Below are 15,674 nucleotides of genomic sequence, written 5' to 3'. Positions count from 1 at the left end.
AGCTTCGCCCCGGGACGGGGCTCCCACAAAAGCCGAAATGCTTAGCCCTGATATCCCCTGTAGGAGCCGCGCCTCGCGGCGAATCGATACCGAGCACGCTGCAAGAGCAAAAGGTTTAATCCTGATGCAGGGCCACTGACCAGAGCGTTACCGGAAGCGCTTCCCGGCAAAGAATCAGCTGTGTTTCAACCTGCGCAGGTTGCCTATCACCGACTCCAGAGCCCGGTCGAAAAGCAGAGCATCGTCGAGCAGGCGAATGGTATTGCGGCGAAACTCCACGGCCAGGGCGTTGCGCGTCTTCTCCAGCACCTTCATACCAGTGCGATTGACGAATACATACTTGCCAGTCGGCTTGATGATCGCCGCCAGCTTGCAGCGCAATTTATGCTCTTCGTCTTCCTGGATCTCGACCCAACTGCCGACACGCAGGGCATCGACCTGCAACAAGGCCTCGTCATCGTCCGGCAATACCACATCCGGCTCCTGCGGATGCGTCTGGCCCGGCGCGAGCAGAATGATTTCCTCCACCACCTCGACCATCGCCGGGGCATCTTCGACGTCTTGCGCAGCCGGCAACTCCAGCAGCGGCAACTCGATACCGGCCTCTGCTGCGTCGGTTGTCAGTTCAGGCACCACGTCGCTGTCGGACGAGGCCCGTTTGAAACGCTGGAAAGCCTGCACATGCAGCACCTCCAGCTGGCTGAAAAACTCGCTGGTGGAGAATGGATCGAAGGCCGCGCTGGCCATGCCCTCGCGCAATGCCTTGAGCAGCCCCGGCACCAGCTCCAGCAAGCGCAGGCGTGCTTCCGGGTCTTCATGCGGAGCAACACTCCAGACCAGATCATCCATGGTCTGCAAGGCGGCCTGCCACTCCTCGGAATCGACACCATGCTTGAGGCAGGTGAGCATCAGCACCTTGCTCCAGGCCTCCTGCAGCAGACGCACCACCACCTCCGGCAAGGTCTTGCCCAGCAGTCGTTCGTTCAATGCGTGCTCGACCTGACGACGCGCCAACTCGGCCTTCGCGCTGCCTTCCTCGGCGTCGCGCGTGCGCTGTTCGAGCAACTCGCTGCGGCGGCGTTCATCGCCGGTAAAGGCCATGAAGTCGGCCAGCAGCTCGGAGAAAATCGCCGGATCATCGACAAAGTCGTTAAGCAGACGCTGCACCACCTGCTCGATCTTCTGATACAGGCTGTCACGCTGCGCATCGTCCTGATCGACCCAGCCAAGGGCCGCAGAAGCGATTTCATTGAGCAGGCGGCGCGCCGGATGGCTGCCACGGCTGAAGAAGGTCTTGTCCAGCACCGCGACCTTGAGCATCGGGATCTGCAGACGTCCGATCAGCGCCTTGAGCGAATCCGGCAGGGTGCGATCGTCGAGAATGAACTCGAACAGCATCGACACCAGGTTGATCACATCTTCATCCACCTCACCCACTACCCGCGCCTTGCCGCTCTTGGCACTGGCGCGCTCGAGCAGTAGCTCGAGCTGCTCGCGCAGGTCGAAGTCTTCGACACTGGCCTGAGCCGGAGCACGCTGCTGCATGTGCGAGAGCAGACGCATCAGGTCATTGCTGGTAATCGGCAATGCATCGGCCACCTGGGCACGTCGTGGCATCGCCGTGCCGCGCACCTGCGACAGCAGATCCTGCAAGGCGCCAAACACCTCCTGCACACTCGCATCAGCCCCGTCGAGCAAGGGCATGCCGTCCTCAGTGGCTGGCTGCGCCTGGGCCGAAGTTGCCTGGCGCGGCTGCCGGCGCGGCGGTGCAGACCTGAGTTCAGGCAGCACACCGGCAGCGACCAGCGCCTGGTTGGCTTCGGCGTACAGCAGATCACAACCGCCGAGCACATATTTTTCGAACAGTTTGAGGATGATCAGCTTGACCTTGATCTCCACACCCAGGCCACTGCAGGCATCGAGGAAGTATTCACTGAGCAGCGTCGGGCCGAGCGGGTTGCTCTTGTCATCGAGTTTTTTGCTGATCACAGCATTGAGGCGCGTGGTGAGATGCCCCAGCGCAACGGCATCACGGCTCATCACCCTGGCCACCATGGCATCCAGGGCAACGGTTTCTTCCAGTTCGTCGTTCTGCACCAGGCTCAGGCTGTCGAACGACACCGCATCAAGCGCGGGTTGCGGCTTACCGATTTCGTACTGATTGAGATTGGCGAAAGACTCGAACACCTTCTGCAGGAAACCGCGCTCGATGTTCTTGCGTTTCAGGCGCAGGTCGCGCATGGCCTCGAAGAAAGCATTCTGCTCGGCATTACTGGTAGCCCGATCCGCCATCTCGAAGAGGGTATCGTCGGCATTGTCGAACAGGCTCTGCAGACTCTGCTTGAGCTGTTGCGCAGCTTTATCACGCACCTGGGTCAGCGCCACGGGCAGTCTTCCTACCGGCGAAGTTGGCGATTGCTCTGCGATGACCTTGGCCAGGTGCACCACATTCGCGTCGGTCTTCATTCTAGTCTCCCGCAGACTGCCCGAACCCGGGCTTCCTGGTCTGCACAGCGTCAACCGAGCGTCGTCCGTAACGTCAAAGGCCTGGCGTCAATAATGTAAAAAGTAAAGCCATTATAGGGAGGATACGCGCCACACCAAGCCAATTTTTACTGTAGACATGAAGCAGGTCACAGATAGCCACGCGCCCTGCCCGGAAGCCACTCGCTCAAGCGTAGCCGCAGATCGACAACCTAACGCCGGCTCGAAGCGAGCGCCGCGCCATGGGTCGGTCAAGCGCTCCGCTCGCAAGACCATACTGCGCAACCCGCCAGTTGCCAGTCCATTGCCCTTGCAGCGTCTGCCTCTATAATCGCCCCACGCCTACACCGGAGCCGATCATGCCCAACCTGACCCTCGCTGACCTCAGCGGCGAAATCGAAGCCAATGTCCGCCGCGCCCTGGCAGAGGACATCGGCAGCGGCGACATCACCGCGCAGCTGATTCCGGACGAACGCCTGGCCAGCGCCCGCGTGATCACCCGTGAGGCCGCCGTAGTGTGCGGCACGGCCTGGGTCGATGCGGTGTTTCGCCAGCTCGACCCCCGCGTCGCGGTACATTGGCAGGTGCAGGATGGTGACAAGGTCAGCGCCGACCAGACCCTGCTGCGCCTCGAAGGCCCGGCGCGCGCCCTGCTCAGTGGCGAGCGCAGCGCACTGAACTTCCTGCAGACCCTGTCTGCCGTGGCCACCCGCTGCCGCCACTACGCCGACCTTGTCGAAGGCACCCAGGTAAAACTGCTCGATACCCGCAAAACCCTTCCAGGCCTGCGTCTGGCACAGAAATACGCGGTGACCTGCGGCGGCTGCCACAACCACCGCGTCGGCCTTTACGACGCCTTCCTCATAAAGGAAAACCATATCGCGGCCTGCGGCAGCATCGCCCAGGCCATCAACGCCGCTCACCAGATCGCCCCGGGCAAGCCGGTGGAAGTGGAAGTGGAAAGTCTGGAAGAACTGCGCCAAGCGCTGGACGCGGGCGCCGATATCGTCATGCTCGACGAGCTGTCACTGGAGGACATGCGCGAAGCCGTAAGGCTCACCGCCGGCCGCGCCAAACTCGAAGCCTCGGGCGGCATCAACGACAGCACCTTGCGCGTGATTGCCGAGACAGGCGTGGATTACATCTCGCTGGGGACGCTGACCAAGGATGTGAAGGCGGTGGATTTGTCGATGCGGTTGGCACTGTAAACCGCTAACAATATCCAGATGCATCTCGCAGCGCATTGTAGCGCCAGCCTCCCCCTCGACATCTCACATCAGGAATAAGTCTGTAGACCCTACTTCACCCGGTTCGAGCCCCCCTCACCGCAACGAAAAACGGAGCCCGCAGGCTCCGTTGTATTTTCCACTGAACGCTTACTGCGCCAGCTTCTTGTAACGCACGCGGTGTGGCTGTGCGGCAGCCTCGCCCAGGCGTTTCTTGCGGTCGGCTTCAAACTCGGTGTAGTTGCCTTCGAAGAAGTTGACCTTGCCGTCGTCCTCGTAGGAGAGGATGTGCGTGGCGATACGGTCGAGGAACCAGCGATCGTGGGAGATCACGATGGCGGCGCCGGGGAAGTCCAGCAGCGCTTCTTCCAGGGCGCGCAGGGTTTCCACGTCGAGGTCGTTGGACGGTTCGTCGAGCAGCAGCACGTTGCCGCCCTGCTTGAGGGTCAGCGCCATGTGCAGACGCCCGCGCTCACCGCCGGAGAGATCCTTGACGAACTTCTGCTGGTCGGCGCCCTTGAAGTTGAAGCGCCCGACATAACCGCGCGACGGCACCTCGTAGTTGCCGACCTTGATCATGTCGAAACCATCGGAAATCTGCTCCCACACGGTCTTGTTGCCTTCGAGCATTTCGCGGCTCTGCTCGACGCTCGCGATCTGTACGGTTTCACCGATCTCGATGGTGCCGGAGTCCGGCTGCTCCTTGCCGGTGATCATGCGCAGCAGGGTCGACTTGCCGGCACCGTTACCGCCGATCACGCCGACGATGGCGCCTTTGGGGATGCTGAAGGACAGATCGTCGATCAGCACGCGGTCGCCGAAGGACTTCGATACATTGTGGAAATCGATGACCTTGTCGCCCAGGCGCGGACCGGCCGGAATGTAGATCTCGTTGGTCTCGCTGCGCTTCTGGAATTCCTGCGACTGCATTTCCTCGAAGCGCTGCAGACGCGCCTTGGACTTGGACTGACGCGCCTTGGCGCCCTGACGAACCCATTCCAGTTCGGCCTTCATCGCCTTGGCATGCGACGCCTCGGCCTTGGCTTCCTGAGCGAGGCGGTTGGCCTTCGATTCCAGCCAGCCGGAGTAGTTGCCTTCGTAGGGGATGCCGTGGCCACGGTCGAGTTCGAGAATCCAGCCGGCAACGTTGTCGAGGAAGTAACGGTCGTGGGTAATGGCCACCACGGTGCCGGGGAAATCATGCAGGAAACGCTCGAGCCAGGCCACCGAATCGGCATCCAAGTGGTTGGTTGGCTCATCGAGCAGCAGCATGTCGGGCGCCGACAGCAGCAGGCGGCACAGCGCCACACGGCGCTTCTCGCCACCGGACAGGTGTTCGATCTTGGCATCCCATGGCGGCAGGCGCAGGGCGTCGGCGGCCACTTCCAGCTGGCGCTCGAGGTTGTGCCCGTCGGAGGCCTGCAGGATGGCTTCGAGCTTGGCCTGCTCGGCGGCCAGCGCGTCGAAATCGGCATCCGGCTCGGCATAGGCGGCATACACTTCGTCGAGGCGGGCCTGGGCCTGCTTGATCTCGCCTACGGCCTCTTCGACGATGTCACGCACGGTCTTGCTCGGGTCGAGCTGCGGCTCCTGTGGCAGGTAGCCGACCTTGATGCCGGGCATCGGCCGGGCTTCGCCGTCGATCTCGGTGTCGACGCCGGCCATGATGCGCAGTAATGTTGATTTACCTGCACCGTTGAGACCTAAAACACCGATCTTAGCCCCCGGGAAGAAGGACAGGGAGATGTCCTTGAGAATTTCACGCTTGGGCGGGACAACCTTGCTGACCCGATGCATGCTGTAGACGTACTGAGCCATGGAAAACCTGACTGGTTAGAATAAAGGCTGAAATAGAGTGGGCCCGGCGTTACGGCGCAACGCTGCAGTAATGCAGACGGCAAACCGCTGGCGTCTGCTGACCTGCCCGCCGTGACCGGCTGCGGGTAATTTTCATTGCCCTGGCAACGACACGCTGACGAAGACGGTAGCCCCTGACAGGACGAACGCCAAGTGTCGCGCGGAGCGTTCACGCGCGCGGCACCAAAGCTACCGGAATGCGCGAGGCAGGGCAAACCCACGCTCGTCGGCGCAACTGGCACTTCGCCATATTTACAGGCATTCTACCCGGCTGGCGCGCATTCATGCAGACTCGCACGCCCAACTGCTCAAGATAGCCCCGCACCGTCAGCAGGTTCACCAGACGTGTCAACTCCCTCCTCCCTGCCTGCCTCCTCCACGGGCGAGTCGCGCGTGGCGTTGCGGCGCGCGCTGGTCACACTGATAGTGACGATCCTGGGATTGCTGGTCTGGCAGTTGGCTCAGGAATATCGCCAGTTGCTCGACAGCCAAAGGCAGTTGCATCAGGCCTATGCCACGCAACTGGCCAGACACCTGAGCCAGAGCATGTCACTCAAGGCGCAGACGGTGCAGGTCATACTCCAGAGCCGTGACGTTGCAAGTGAGGGGTTCGATCAGCGCATCGGCAACCTGCGCGAGGTTTTTCCGGCACTGAGCAGCGTGGCCTGGTTCGACAGCAACGGGCAGTTGCGGGCGGATAGCGCAGGCCCATCACGCGACCAGGCCTTTATCCGCCAACTGCTGCGGCACAACGCTTCGCACGACTATCACTACGCCTTCAGCCCCCCTGAAGGCCGCACGCTGTACCTGTTGCTGCGCCAGCCCGACGACAGTCATCACGTGCTGCGCCTGCAGCCCCAGGTACTGGACGACTGGCTGCGTGATCAGGATCGTGGCGAACATCAGTGGCTGCTCGAGGACAGACTGAGCCAGCGGGTCATTGCACGCGCTGACGACGCGCCACGAACAGGCTTCAGCGCCACCCCGGTTACCGCCGCAGAACAGGCGCACAGTCTGGAGGCATTCGCCCTGTCCGGTAGCGACTGGCAACTGCGCGCCCTGTTCGACGCTGAACGCGCCGGCAACCAGCTGATGCCAGCGCTGGCCGGTAAATTTCTGCTGTTCATTCTCTGCAGCCTGCTCACACTGCTGGCGCTCTATGGCCTGCAGCGCGAGCAACGCCGCCTACAACGTCTGAATACCGAATCACGCCGCTCGCTGCGCCAGGCTGCCAGCGCGCTTGGCGCCGTCGAGGAACGGATTCTGGTTACCCAAGCCGATGGCAAGGTGCGCTACCTGAATCCGCAGGCCGAGGCCCTGTTCGGTTTCAACAGTGAAGGCGCTCGAAACCTGCATCTGCTGGAATTGCTGCCGGATCTGGATCCCCTGCTGCTCAACAGCCCGCAGCAGAGCAGCGACCTCGGCGCGGAGCTGGTCAGGGTAACCCGTGAAGGTCGCGAACGGCTGTTTGCCGTGACGCGCAGCGACATCAGCGATAACGGATACCAGGCCGGCTACGTCTGGGTGCTGCGTGACGTGACCGACGAGCAGCAGGCCATGCGCGTGCTGCAGGAAACCCGCAGGCGCTATCAGGATATCTTCGAGGGCACCGGCGTGGCCCTGTGCGTCCTCGATCTCTCCGGCATGCGCAGCCTGCTGCTGCAGCACAAGCTGCGTGACGAAGCCGGCCTGCAGCGCTGGCTGCGTGCCGATAGCGCACACCAAGAGCAGCTGATCGAGCACCTGCACCTCACCGAAGCCAATCAGGTGGCGCTCAACCTGCTCGGGGTGAAGAGTACCGAGCAGGCCTGGCAGCAACTGATCGACAACGGCCCGATACAGCACGACGATCTGCGTTATCGCCTGGCCGTGGCCGTGCTCGAAGGCCCCAATCTGGTGGAGCTGGAAACCCAGCTGGTCACCGCACAGGGCCTGCAGCGTCATGTATGGCTGGTACTGCGTCTGCCGGAAATGATTCAGGATTATCAGGCCGTCACCCTGAGCATCAGCGATATCACCAGCCGCAAGCGTATCGAGCTGTCGCTGATCGAGCGTGAGCGTTTCTGGTCCGAGGTGGTGCGCTCGGTTCCTGATCTGCTCTACGTACATGACATGCAGAACCGGCACGTGCTGTTCAGCAACCACAGCCTGGGCCTGCAGCTGGGTTACAGCAAGGCCGAGCTGCGTGCGATGCGCGAAGACTTCTGGGTGCAGGTGCTGCACCCGGACGATGCCGAATACTACTGGCGCATCCGCAATCTGCAGCAGGTGGTGGGCGAGGGCGTCCTGCTCGAATCCGTGCTGCGCTGGCGTCATCGCAATGGTCAATGGCACTGGTTCAGTATCCGCGAGCAGGCACTGGCGCGCGACGAACGCGGCCGCGTCAGCCGCCTGATCGGCGTGGCCAAGGACATCACCGAGCAGATCGAGCGCAACCAGTCACTGCGTGACAGTGAGCAGCGCTATCGCCTGCTGGCCGAAAGCATCAGCGACGTGATCCTCTCCACCGACAGTCTGCTCAGGCTCAATTACGTCAGCCCTTCGGTCGAACCCCTGCTGGGCTATTCGGTCGACTGGGTGATGAGCAACAACATCTTCAGCCTGGCAGCCAACCCGCAACAGCTCAGCGGGCTGAACCTGCTGCTCGAGCGCATCCGCGACTCCCTGAGTGAGAGCGACCGGCTCGATCGCCTGCGCGAAGAACTGCCGGATCAGCTCTTCGTCTTCGACTGCCTGCGCGCCGACGGCCACAAGATTCCGGTGGAGCTGCGCCTGGTGCTGATGTGGGACGAGTACGGACGCTTCGAAGGCATTCTCACCGTAGGCCGCGATATCAGCCAGCAACGCCGCGCGGAAAAGGACCTGCGCATGGCCGCCACGGTATTCGAGCATTCCACGGCGGCGATCCTGGTAACCGACCCGGCCGGCTACATCGTGCAGGTCAACAAGGCCTTCAGCCGTGTCAGCGGTTACTCGCCGGCTCAGGTGCTCGACCAGTTGCCAGGCATGCTCACCGCCGACCGCCAGCAGGCGACACATGTGCAGTACATCCTTGGCCAACTCAACCAGCGTGGCAGCTGGGAGGGCGAGGTATGGCTCAAGCGCAGGGGCGGCGAGAACTTCCCTGCCTGGGTCGGCATCACCGCCGTGCATGACGAGGAAGGTGACCTGGTCAGCTACGTGTGCTTCTTCAGCGACATCAGCGAGCGCAAGGCTAGCGAGCAGCGCATCCATCGCCTGGCCTACTACGATGCCCTGACCCACCTGCCCAACCGCACCCTGTTCCAGGATCGTCTGCACAGCGCCCTGCAGCATGCCGAGCGGCATGACGAATGGGTGGTGCTGATGTTCCTCGACCTCGACCGCTTCAAGCCGATCAACGACTCACTCGGTCATGCTGCCGGCGACCGCATGCTCAAGGACGTGGCCGTGCGCCTGTCGGCCTGCGTCGATGGCGACGACACCGTGGCACGCATGGGCGGCGACGAGTTCACCCTGCTGCTGCAACCACGCGCCAACCGCGACAGCGCACTGAACCGTGCCATTCATGTCGCCGAGCAGATTCTTTCCAGCCTGGCCCGCCCCTTCATCCTCGAAGGTCGCGAGTTCTTCGTCACGGCCAGTATCGGCATTGCCCTCGCCCCGCAAGACGGCAACGAACTGAGCCAACTGATGAAGAACGCCGACACGGCGATGTACCACGCCAAGGAACGCGGCAAGAACAACTTCCAGTTCTACCAGGCCGACATGAACGCCAGCGCCCTGGAACGCCTGGAACTGGAAAGTGACCTGCGCCACGCCCAGGAGCAGGCTCAGTTCGTGCTGCATTACCAGCCACAGTTTTCCGGCGACGGCAGCCGCCTGACCGGCGTCGAGGCCCTGTTGCGCTGGAATCATCCGACCCGTGGCCTGATACCACCGGATGACTTCATCCCCGTACTGGAGGAACTGGGCCTGGTGGTGCAGGTCGGTGAATGGGTACTGGAAGAGGCGTGCCGTCAGCTCAAGACCTGGCATGACGAGAAGATCCGCATCCCCAAGGTGTCGGTCAACCTGTCGGCGCGTCAGTTCGCCGAAGGCGATCTGACAGCGCGGATCGCCACCATTCTGCGCAGAACCCGCGTACCGGCGGCCTGCCTGGAGGTGGAGCTGACCGAAAGTATTTTGATGCGCGATGTGGAAAGTGCGATGCAGACCCTCAGGGAACTCAAGCACCTGGGCCTGTGCATCGCCGTGGACGACTTCGGTACCGGCTACTCGTCGCTGAACTACCTCAAGCAGTTCCCCATCGACGTACTGAAGATCGACCGCAGTTTCGTCGACGGCCTGCCGGACGGCGAACAGGATGCGCAGATCGCCCGCGCCATCATCGCCATGGCGCACAGCCTGAACATGATGGTGATCGCCGAAGGCGTGGAAAACCACGCACAGCTGGACTTCCTGCGTGAGCATGGTTGCGACGAAGTGCAGGGCTATCTGCTCGGCCGGCCGATGAAGGCGCGCCAGTTCAGCGCCCAGTTCGGCGGTGCCGCGCTGTTCATGCTGAGCTGAGCGGCAGGCTGATATGGCACAGGGCTCTTGAAAGCCATTTGTCAGGCTCATGACCGACCTTCATATGCCTTAATGCGACCTTTACGGTAGAATCCGCCCCCTATTTCTTCCGCCCAGCTGACTTCAGGGGAATGCCATGTTCAGCCGTGATTTGAACCTCGCTCGTTATGACGCCGAACTCTTTGCCGCGATGGAGCAGGAAGCTCAGCGCCAGGAAGAGCACATCGAGCTGATCGCCTCGGAAAATTACACCAGCCCGGCGGTGATGGAAGCCCAGGGCAGCGTGCTGACCAACAAGTACGCCGAAGGCTACCCGGGCAAGCGTTACTACGGTGGTTGCGAGTATGTCGACGTGGTTGAGCAACTCGCCATCGACCGCGCCAAGGAACTGTTCGGCGCCGACTACGCCAACGTCCAGCCGCACTCCGGCAGCCAGGCCAACAGCGCCGTGTACATGGCCCTGCTCAACGCCGGCGACACCGTGCTGGGCATGAGCCTGGCCCATGGCGGTCACCTGACCCACGGCGCTAGCGTCAGCTTCTCCGGCAAGATCTACAACGCCGTGCAGTACGGCATCAACGACCAGGGTCTGATCGACTATGACGAAGTCGAGCGCCTGGCCGTCGAGCACAAGCCGAAGATGATCATCGCCGGCTTCAGCGCCTACTCGCAGGTGCTGGACTTCCCGCGTTTCCGCGCCATCGCCGACAAGGTCGGTGCCTACCTGTTCGTCGACATGGCCCACGTCGCCGGTCTGGTTGCTGCCGGTCTGTACCCGAACCCGGTACCGTTCGCCGACGTCGTCACCACCACCACCCACAAGACCCTGCGCGGCCCGCGTGGCGGCCTGATCCTGGCGCGCAAGAACGAAGAGCTGGAGAAGAAGTTCAACTCCGCCGTGTTCCCGGGTGGCCAGGGCGGCCCGCTGGAGCACGTCATCGCGGCCAAGGCCGTGTGCTTCAAGGAAGCGCTGCAGCCTGAATTCAAGGCCTACCAGGCGCAAGTGATCAAGAACGCCCAGACAATGGCCCAAGTGTTCATCGACAACGGCTACGACGTGGTTTCAGGTGGCACCGAGAACCACCTGTTCCTGCTCTCGCTGATCAAGCAGGACATCACCGGCAAGGACGCCGACGCCGCCCTCGGCCGCGCCTTCATCACCGTCAACAAGAACAGCGTACCGAACGATCCACGTTCGCCGTTCGTCACCTCTGGCCTGCGTATCGGCACCCCGGCCGTGACCACGCGCGGTTTCAAGGAAGACGAGTGCCGTCAGCTGGCGGGCTGGATCTGCGACGTGCTGGCCAACATCGGCAACGATGAAGTCGAAGGCCGCGTGCGCGAACAGGTCAAGGCGCTGTGCGCGAAGTTCCCGGTATACGGCAACTGATACGCTGCCTGAAATGAACAAGCCCGCCGAATTGGCGGGCTTGTTTTTGCCGGGGATTAATCTCAGGCCGGCTGTTTCACGTAGCGCGCCAACTGCGCGTCACGGCTCATCACATCGAGGGTGGCAGCCAGCACTTGCTCGCTGGTGGCGTCAGCTTTGCTGAAGATGCTGCCGAAATTCTCGTGGGTGACCTTGGCGAAATGCGCGCGGTCTTGCGCGGCAACGCCCAGCAGCGTGGCGTAGGCATCCAGCGCTTCACCCTGGCCCACGGCCATGTCTTCGGCGATGGAGTCGAGCATGCCATTCATTGCCAGCATGGAGCGACCGTTGTAACCCAGCGCGCCGCTGGTATCGCAGCCGTTGGTACCGGAAGTCATACCGAAGGTGGCATTACCCGAGGTGCCGTTGGTGGTGGTCGCCAGGAAGTGCGGCGCCATGCCGCGCTGCCCTTCGAACAACATGTTGCCCCAGCCGCAGCCGTTGCCGCCTGCCGCATCGGCAAATGCACCAACGCTGGCCATGCTCAACAGGCCGAAGACCAAACCTTTACCCAGCAGTCGCTTGCTCATATCTGTCACTCCGCAATATCGAGTAATAAAAACCGCATAAGGAGCTTTGGCGAGACTTGGCCACCTGTCAAACTTATGCGCTGCGGTTGTGCGCTACGGCACAGCTATGCAGCACAGGCTTACCAGCCTTGGCTATAGTGATGTAAATCCTTCAGGAGTACGGGCATGAGTGAATCAGCCAACGAGCGTCGGCGCTTTCAGCGCGTCGCTTTCGACGCCCCCACCGTCATCGCACAGGGCGAGCGACAATGGTCGGCCGCTCTGCACGATATTTCGCTCAAGGGTCTGCTCATCGGCACGCCGCGAGACTGGAACGGCGATCCGGATCAACCATTCGAGGCGCTGATCGAACTGGGCAACGAAGCCCGGGTGAAGATGGAAGTGGTGCTCACGCGCACCCAGCCGCAGTCGCTCGGCTTCGTCTGCCGGCATATCGACCTGGAATCGATCAGCCACCTGCGCCGCCTGATCGAGCTCAATCTGGGTGATGAGCAACTGCTGGAACGTGAACTGGCGGCACTCGGCGAAGCCGATTGATCAATGGCGCAGGCAGGCAGCTTCAGCCTGCTGCCGGCGCTGACGACGGGCCTGGATACGCTGCGCTTCGCGACGCGCCTCGCGTGACTCGACGGCCTTGGCGTCGAAGTTGAAAGCCCGGGAAAAGTAGTCGAAAAACAGGAACATGATGGTGTCTCCTCGTTTGGATACGCCTTCATGCTGCGCGTCGATAGCCTGCTACCCATTGATCTCGGTCAATTTTCCCCAGTGCCCCAATCGCGACAGAACGCCGCAGTCCAGTAGCCCGGATGAAATCCGGGAAGAACAGCACCGCAAAGCCCCGGATTGCATCCGGGCTACGCCCTCCTCTATTCGAACAGCGCATCCAGCGCCTGCTCCAGGCGCGTCACGGCGATGACCTGCAACCCAGCCGGCGCTTCCTTGGGCGCGTTGCCCTTGGGCACAATGGCGCGCTTGAAGCCATGCTTGGCCGCCTCCTTGAGACGCTCCTGACCACTGGGCACCGGGCGGATTTCGCCGGACAGACCAATCTCGCCGAACACCAGCAGGTCATGTTGCAGCGGCCGGTTGCGCAGGCTGGAGATTACCGCCGCCATCAATGCCAGGTCGGACGCTGTTTCCAGCACCTTGACCCCACCGACCACGTTGAGGAATACGTCCTGGTCATAGGTCGGGATGCCGCCATGGCGGTGCAATACGGCCAGCAGCATGGCCAGGCGATTCTGGTCCAGGCCCAGAGTGACGCGGCGCGGATTCGCCAGATGGCTGGTGTCGACCAGCGCCTGCACTTCCACCAGCATCGGCCGCGAACCTTCCCAGGTGGCCATCACCACGCTACCGGGCACCGCTTCCTGGGCGCGGGTGAGGAAGATCGCCGACGGATTGGAGACTTCCTTGAGGCCTTTGTCGGTCATGCCGAACACGCCCAGTTCGTTGACTGCGCCGAAACGGTTCTTCACCGCCCGCAACAGGCGCAAACGGCCATCGGACTCGCCCTCGAAATACAGCACTGTGTCGACCATGTGCTCCAGTACACGCGGGCCGGCCAACGCGCCTTCTTTGGTGACGTGGCCGACCAGAAAGATCGCCGTGCCGCTCTGTTTGGCAAAACGCACCAGCAGCGCCGCACTCTCGCGCACCTGGGCAACGCCACCAGGAGCCGACTGCAGTTGCTCGGTGAAGATGGTCTGGATCGAGTCGATGACCATGACCTTGGGTTTTTCCTGGCGGGCGGTGGCGATGATCGACTCGATGCAGGTTTCGGTCATCACCTTGAGCTTGTCCTGCGGCAGGTCCAGCCGCCGCGCGCGCATGGCCACCTGCTGCTGTGATTCCTCGCCGGTGACGTACAGTGCCCGGAAACGCTGGGCGATGTTGCACAGGGTCTGCAGCAGGATGGTCGACTTGCCGATGCCGGGGTCGCCGCCGATCAGCACCACCGAGCCATCGACCAGGCCACCGCCGAGCACCCGGTCCAGCTCGCCGGAAGCGGTGGAAAAGCGCGGAATTTCTTCGACACTGACCTCGGCCAGGGTCTTGATATTGGCCTTGTCGCCGGCCCAGCCAGTGCGGCCACTGGGCGTCGCGCCCTCGACCACGGTTTCCACCAGGGTGTTCCAGGCGCCGCACTCACCACATTGCCCGGCCCATTTGGGAAAGGTGGCGCCGCACTCGGTGCAGCCGTACATGCGTTTAGCCTTGGCCATGGGAAAATCGTCCTGCCTGTTGAGCGAAGGCTGGAACGATACCGAACTACTGGATAGATTTACAGACCACACCACACCGCGCGGAGCACATCCATGCAGATCCAACTGCTGCCCACCAGCGCCGAACAATTGCCGCTACTGGCCAACCTCTACCAGTTCTATGCCTACGAAAGCTCCGACTGGGAGCAGGAGGACGTGGAGACGGACGGCCGCTTCTACATCCATCACCCCCATCTGCAGCGCTATTGGCAGGAGCCGGGCTGGAGCGCACAGCTGATCCTGGCCAATGGCTTTATCGCCGGCTTTCTGTTGGTCGAACGCAGCGAATTGCCGGGTATCGAGGCGCCGGAATTTGCCGACCTGTTCATCCTCAAGAAGTATCGCCGCCAGGGCATTGGCCGCGCGCTGGTGCAGCAGATCATGGGCGATGGCAGCCCGTGGTTGCTGCGCTACTACCGCCAGGATGAACTGGCCTGCGCATTCTGGCAGCAGCTACTGAGTGAATGGCCCAGGCCAGCGCGCCCCGTGTGGACGGAAGAAGAGGCGGACGGGCTGCTCACCTACCTGATCAACCCGCCCGTACATTGATAGCGCCTGAGCGCAGGAGCCCGCTTGTGGGCGATCAGTCTTTACCAAGACCGCCTGCACTCAGCCCTTGCAGCCATTACCGCAACCGCAGCACTGCCCGGCAGCGCGCTTGAGCTGGCGCGCCAGCTCGTCCTTCATGGCGACACGATTGAGTTTCAGCGCGCCGAGCGTGACGTCATCGAGCAGCTCGATACCGTCCTCGATGCGGCAGATACGCTTGTCCAGCGCTTCGTATTCCTCGGCCTGGCGCGCGAAATACTCATCACTCTGGCGAAGACGCTGCAGCTCGCTGCGCAGTTCGGGAAAGTCATGAACCAGCGGATGATGGTCGACGTGCATGGTGGAGCCTCTGACAGGAAAGATGGCTCCAGCCTAGCGCTGCACGTCGACCGTTCATTTGATCCGGATCAAGCACTGCCCGCTTGGCGCAACAGTTCGGCGATCTCGTCCTTGAGGGCCACCCGCTGCAACTTCAGGCCCTGCAGGATCAGATCATCCGCCGCCTCACGCCCCGCCTCGATGGCGTAGATGCGCCTGTCCAGCGCTTCATAGTCACTGGCCAGACGTGGAAAGTGTGGGTCGCTGTGCAGCAACTTGCGCAAGGCATCGTGCTGCTGCGGAAACTCTCGGCTAAGCGGATGGTGTTCGAGCGGCATGGAGGATTCTCCGGAAGGGGTTTCCTTAGCCTAGTCGAAGCTGCACCGAATGCTGCAGCGCAAGGAGTTGCCAGCCCCGGCGTACCTGCGCAGCCCCTGAAACAAAATGTTGCAGCCTTGCTGCAATA

General features: G+C 62.2%; 12 protein-coding genes. 5 read left to right on the top strand and 7 right to left on the bottom strand.

The genetic code is table 11. The features are described from left to right. Nucleotides 1–174: 174 nt before the first annotated feature. Nucleotides 175–2,466, bottom strand: a complete 2,292-nt coding sequence (locus J7655_RS03755) for a DUF1631 domain-containing protein (protein WP_230926632.1) — start codon at nucleotides 2,464–2,466, stop codon at nucleotides 175–177. A gap of 377 nt (nucleotides 2,467–2,843) precedes the next feature. On the opposite strand from J7655_RS03755, the gene nadC reads away from it, so the two are divergent. After that, complete coding sequence (gene nadC / locus J7655_RS03750) at nucleotides 2,844–3,692, top strand: carboxylating nicotinate-nucleotide diphosphorylase (RefSeq protein WP_230926631.1); 849 nt, start codon at nucleotides 2,844–2,846, stop codon at nucleotides 3,690–3,692. Nucleotides 3,693–3,860: 168 nt separating this feature from the next. Here nadC and ettA read toward each other — a convergent pair whose 3' ends face one another. Continuing rightward, nucleotides 3,861–5,528 (bottom strand): energy-dependent translational throttle protein EttA, encoded by a 1,668-nt coding sequence (gene ettA, locus J7655_RS03745; protein ID WP_230926630.1) that lies wholly within the window; start codon nucleotides 5,526–5,528, stop codon nucleotides 3,861–3,863. Nucleotides 5,529–5,912: 384 nt separating this feature from the next. Between ettA and J7655_RS03740 the strand changes: the two genes are divergently transcribed. Further along, on the top strand, nucleotides 5,913–10,118 hold the full coding sequence (locus J7655_RS03740) for an EAL domain-containing protein (RefSeq protein WP_420850905.1): 4,206 nt from the start codon (nucleotides 5,913–5,915) through the stop codon (nucleotides 10,116–10,118). A 136-nt stretch (nucleotides 10,119–10,254) separates the two neighbouring features. Further along, the gene (gene glyA, locus J7655_RS03735; protein ID WP_230926629.1) at nucleotides 10,255–11,508 is read left to right on the top strand and encodes a serine hydroxymethyltransferase; all 1,254 of its coding nucleotides are present in this window, start codon (nucleotides 10,255–10,257) and stop codon (nucleotides 11,506–11,508) included. Between the two features lie 62 nt (nucleotides 11,509–11,570). Here glyA and J7655_RS03730 read toward each other — a convergent pair whose 3' ends face one another. Next, nucleotides 11,571–12,077: a DUF3015 domain-containing protein gene (locus J7655_RS03730; RefSeq protein WP_230926628.1), complete on the bottom strand. Its 507-nt coding sequence runs from the start codon at nucleotides 12,075–12,077 to the stop codon at nucleotides 11,571–11,573. A gap of 165 nt (nucleotides 12,078–12,242) precedes the next feature. On the opposite strand from J7655_RS03730, the gene J7655_RS03725 reads away from it, so the two are divergent. Continuing rightward, nucleotides 12,243–12,614: a PilZ domain-containing protein gene (locus tag J7655_RS03725; RefSeq protein WP_230926627.1), complete on the top strand. Its 372-nt coding sequence runs from the start codon at nucleotides 12,243–12,245 to the stop codon at nucleotides 12,612–12,614. On the opposite strand, the gene J7655_RS03720 is transcribed toward J7655_RS03725, so the two are convergent. Further along, complete coding sequence (locus J7655_RS03720) at nucleotides 12,615–12,761, bottom strand: hypothetical protein (RefSeq protein ID WP_230926626.1); 147 nt, start codon at nucleotides 12,759–12,761, stop codon at nucleotides 12,615–12,617. It abuts the gene before it with no gap. A 182-nt stretch (nucleotides 12,762–12,943) separates the two neighbouring features. Continuing rightward, nucleotides 12,944–14,302: a DNA repair protein RadA gene (gene radA / locus J7655_RS03715; protein WP_230926625.1), complete on the bottom strand. Its 1,359-nt coding sequence runs from the start codon at nucleotides 14,300–14,302 to the stop codon at nucleotides 12,944–12,946. A gap of 93 nt (nucleotides 14,303–14,395) precedes the next feature. Between radA and J7655_RS03710 the strand changes: the two genes are divergently transcribed. Continuing rightward, nucleotides 14,396–14,890: a GNAT family N-acetyltransferase gene (locus J7655_RS03710; protein ID WP_230926624.1), complete on the top strand. Its 495-nt coding sequence runs from the start codon at nucleotides 14,396–14,398 to the stop codon at nucleotides 14,888–14,890. A 60-nt stretch (nucleotides 14,891–14,950) separates the two neighbouring features. Here the strand turns inward: J7655_RS03710 and J7655_RS03705 are convergent, their stop codons facing one another. Together J7655_RS03705 and J7655_RS03700 are read right to left on the bottom strand one after the other, a co-directional pair. Next, a complete protein-coding gene (locus J7655_RS03705) occupies nucleotides 14,951–15,229 on the bottom strand; it encodes an HP1242/YdcH family protein (RefSeq protein WP_230926623.1) in 279 nt (92 codons plus the stop codon). A 68-nt stretch (nucleotides 15,230–15,297) separates the two neighbouring features. Then, nucleotides 15,298–15,546 (bottom strand): HP1242/YdcH family protein, encoded by a 249-nt coding sequence (locus J7655_RS03700; protein WP_230926622.1) that lies wholly within the window; start codon nucleotides 15,544–15,546, stop codon nucleotides 15,298–15,300. Nucleotides 15,547–15,674 lie beyond the last annotated feature (128 nt).

Origin of the sequence: Pseudomonas wenzhouensis (genome assembly GCF_021029445.1) — a bacterium.
GTDB lineage: Bacteria > Pseudomonadota > Gammaproteobacteria > Pseudomonadales > Pseudomonadaceae > Aquipseudomonas > Aquipseudomonas wenzhouensis.
Note: the sequence above shows the minus strand (reverse complement) of the source record. Positions and strands in the feature narration are given on the sequence as shown.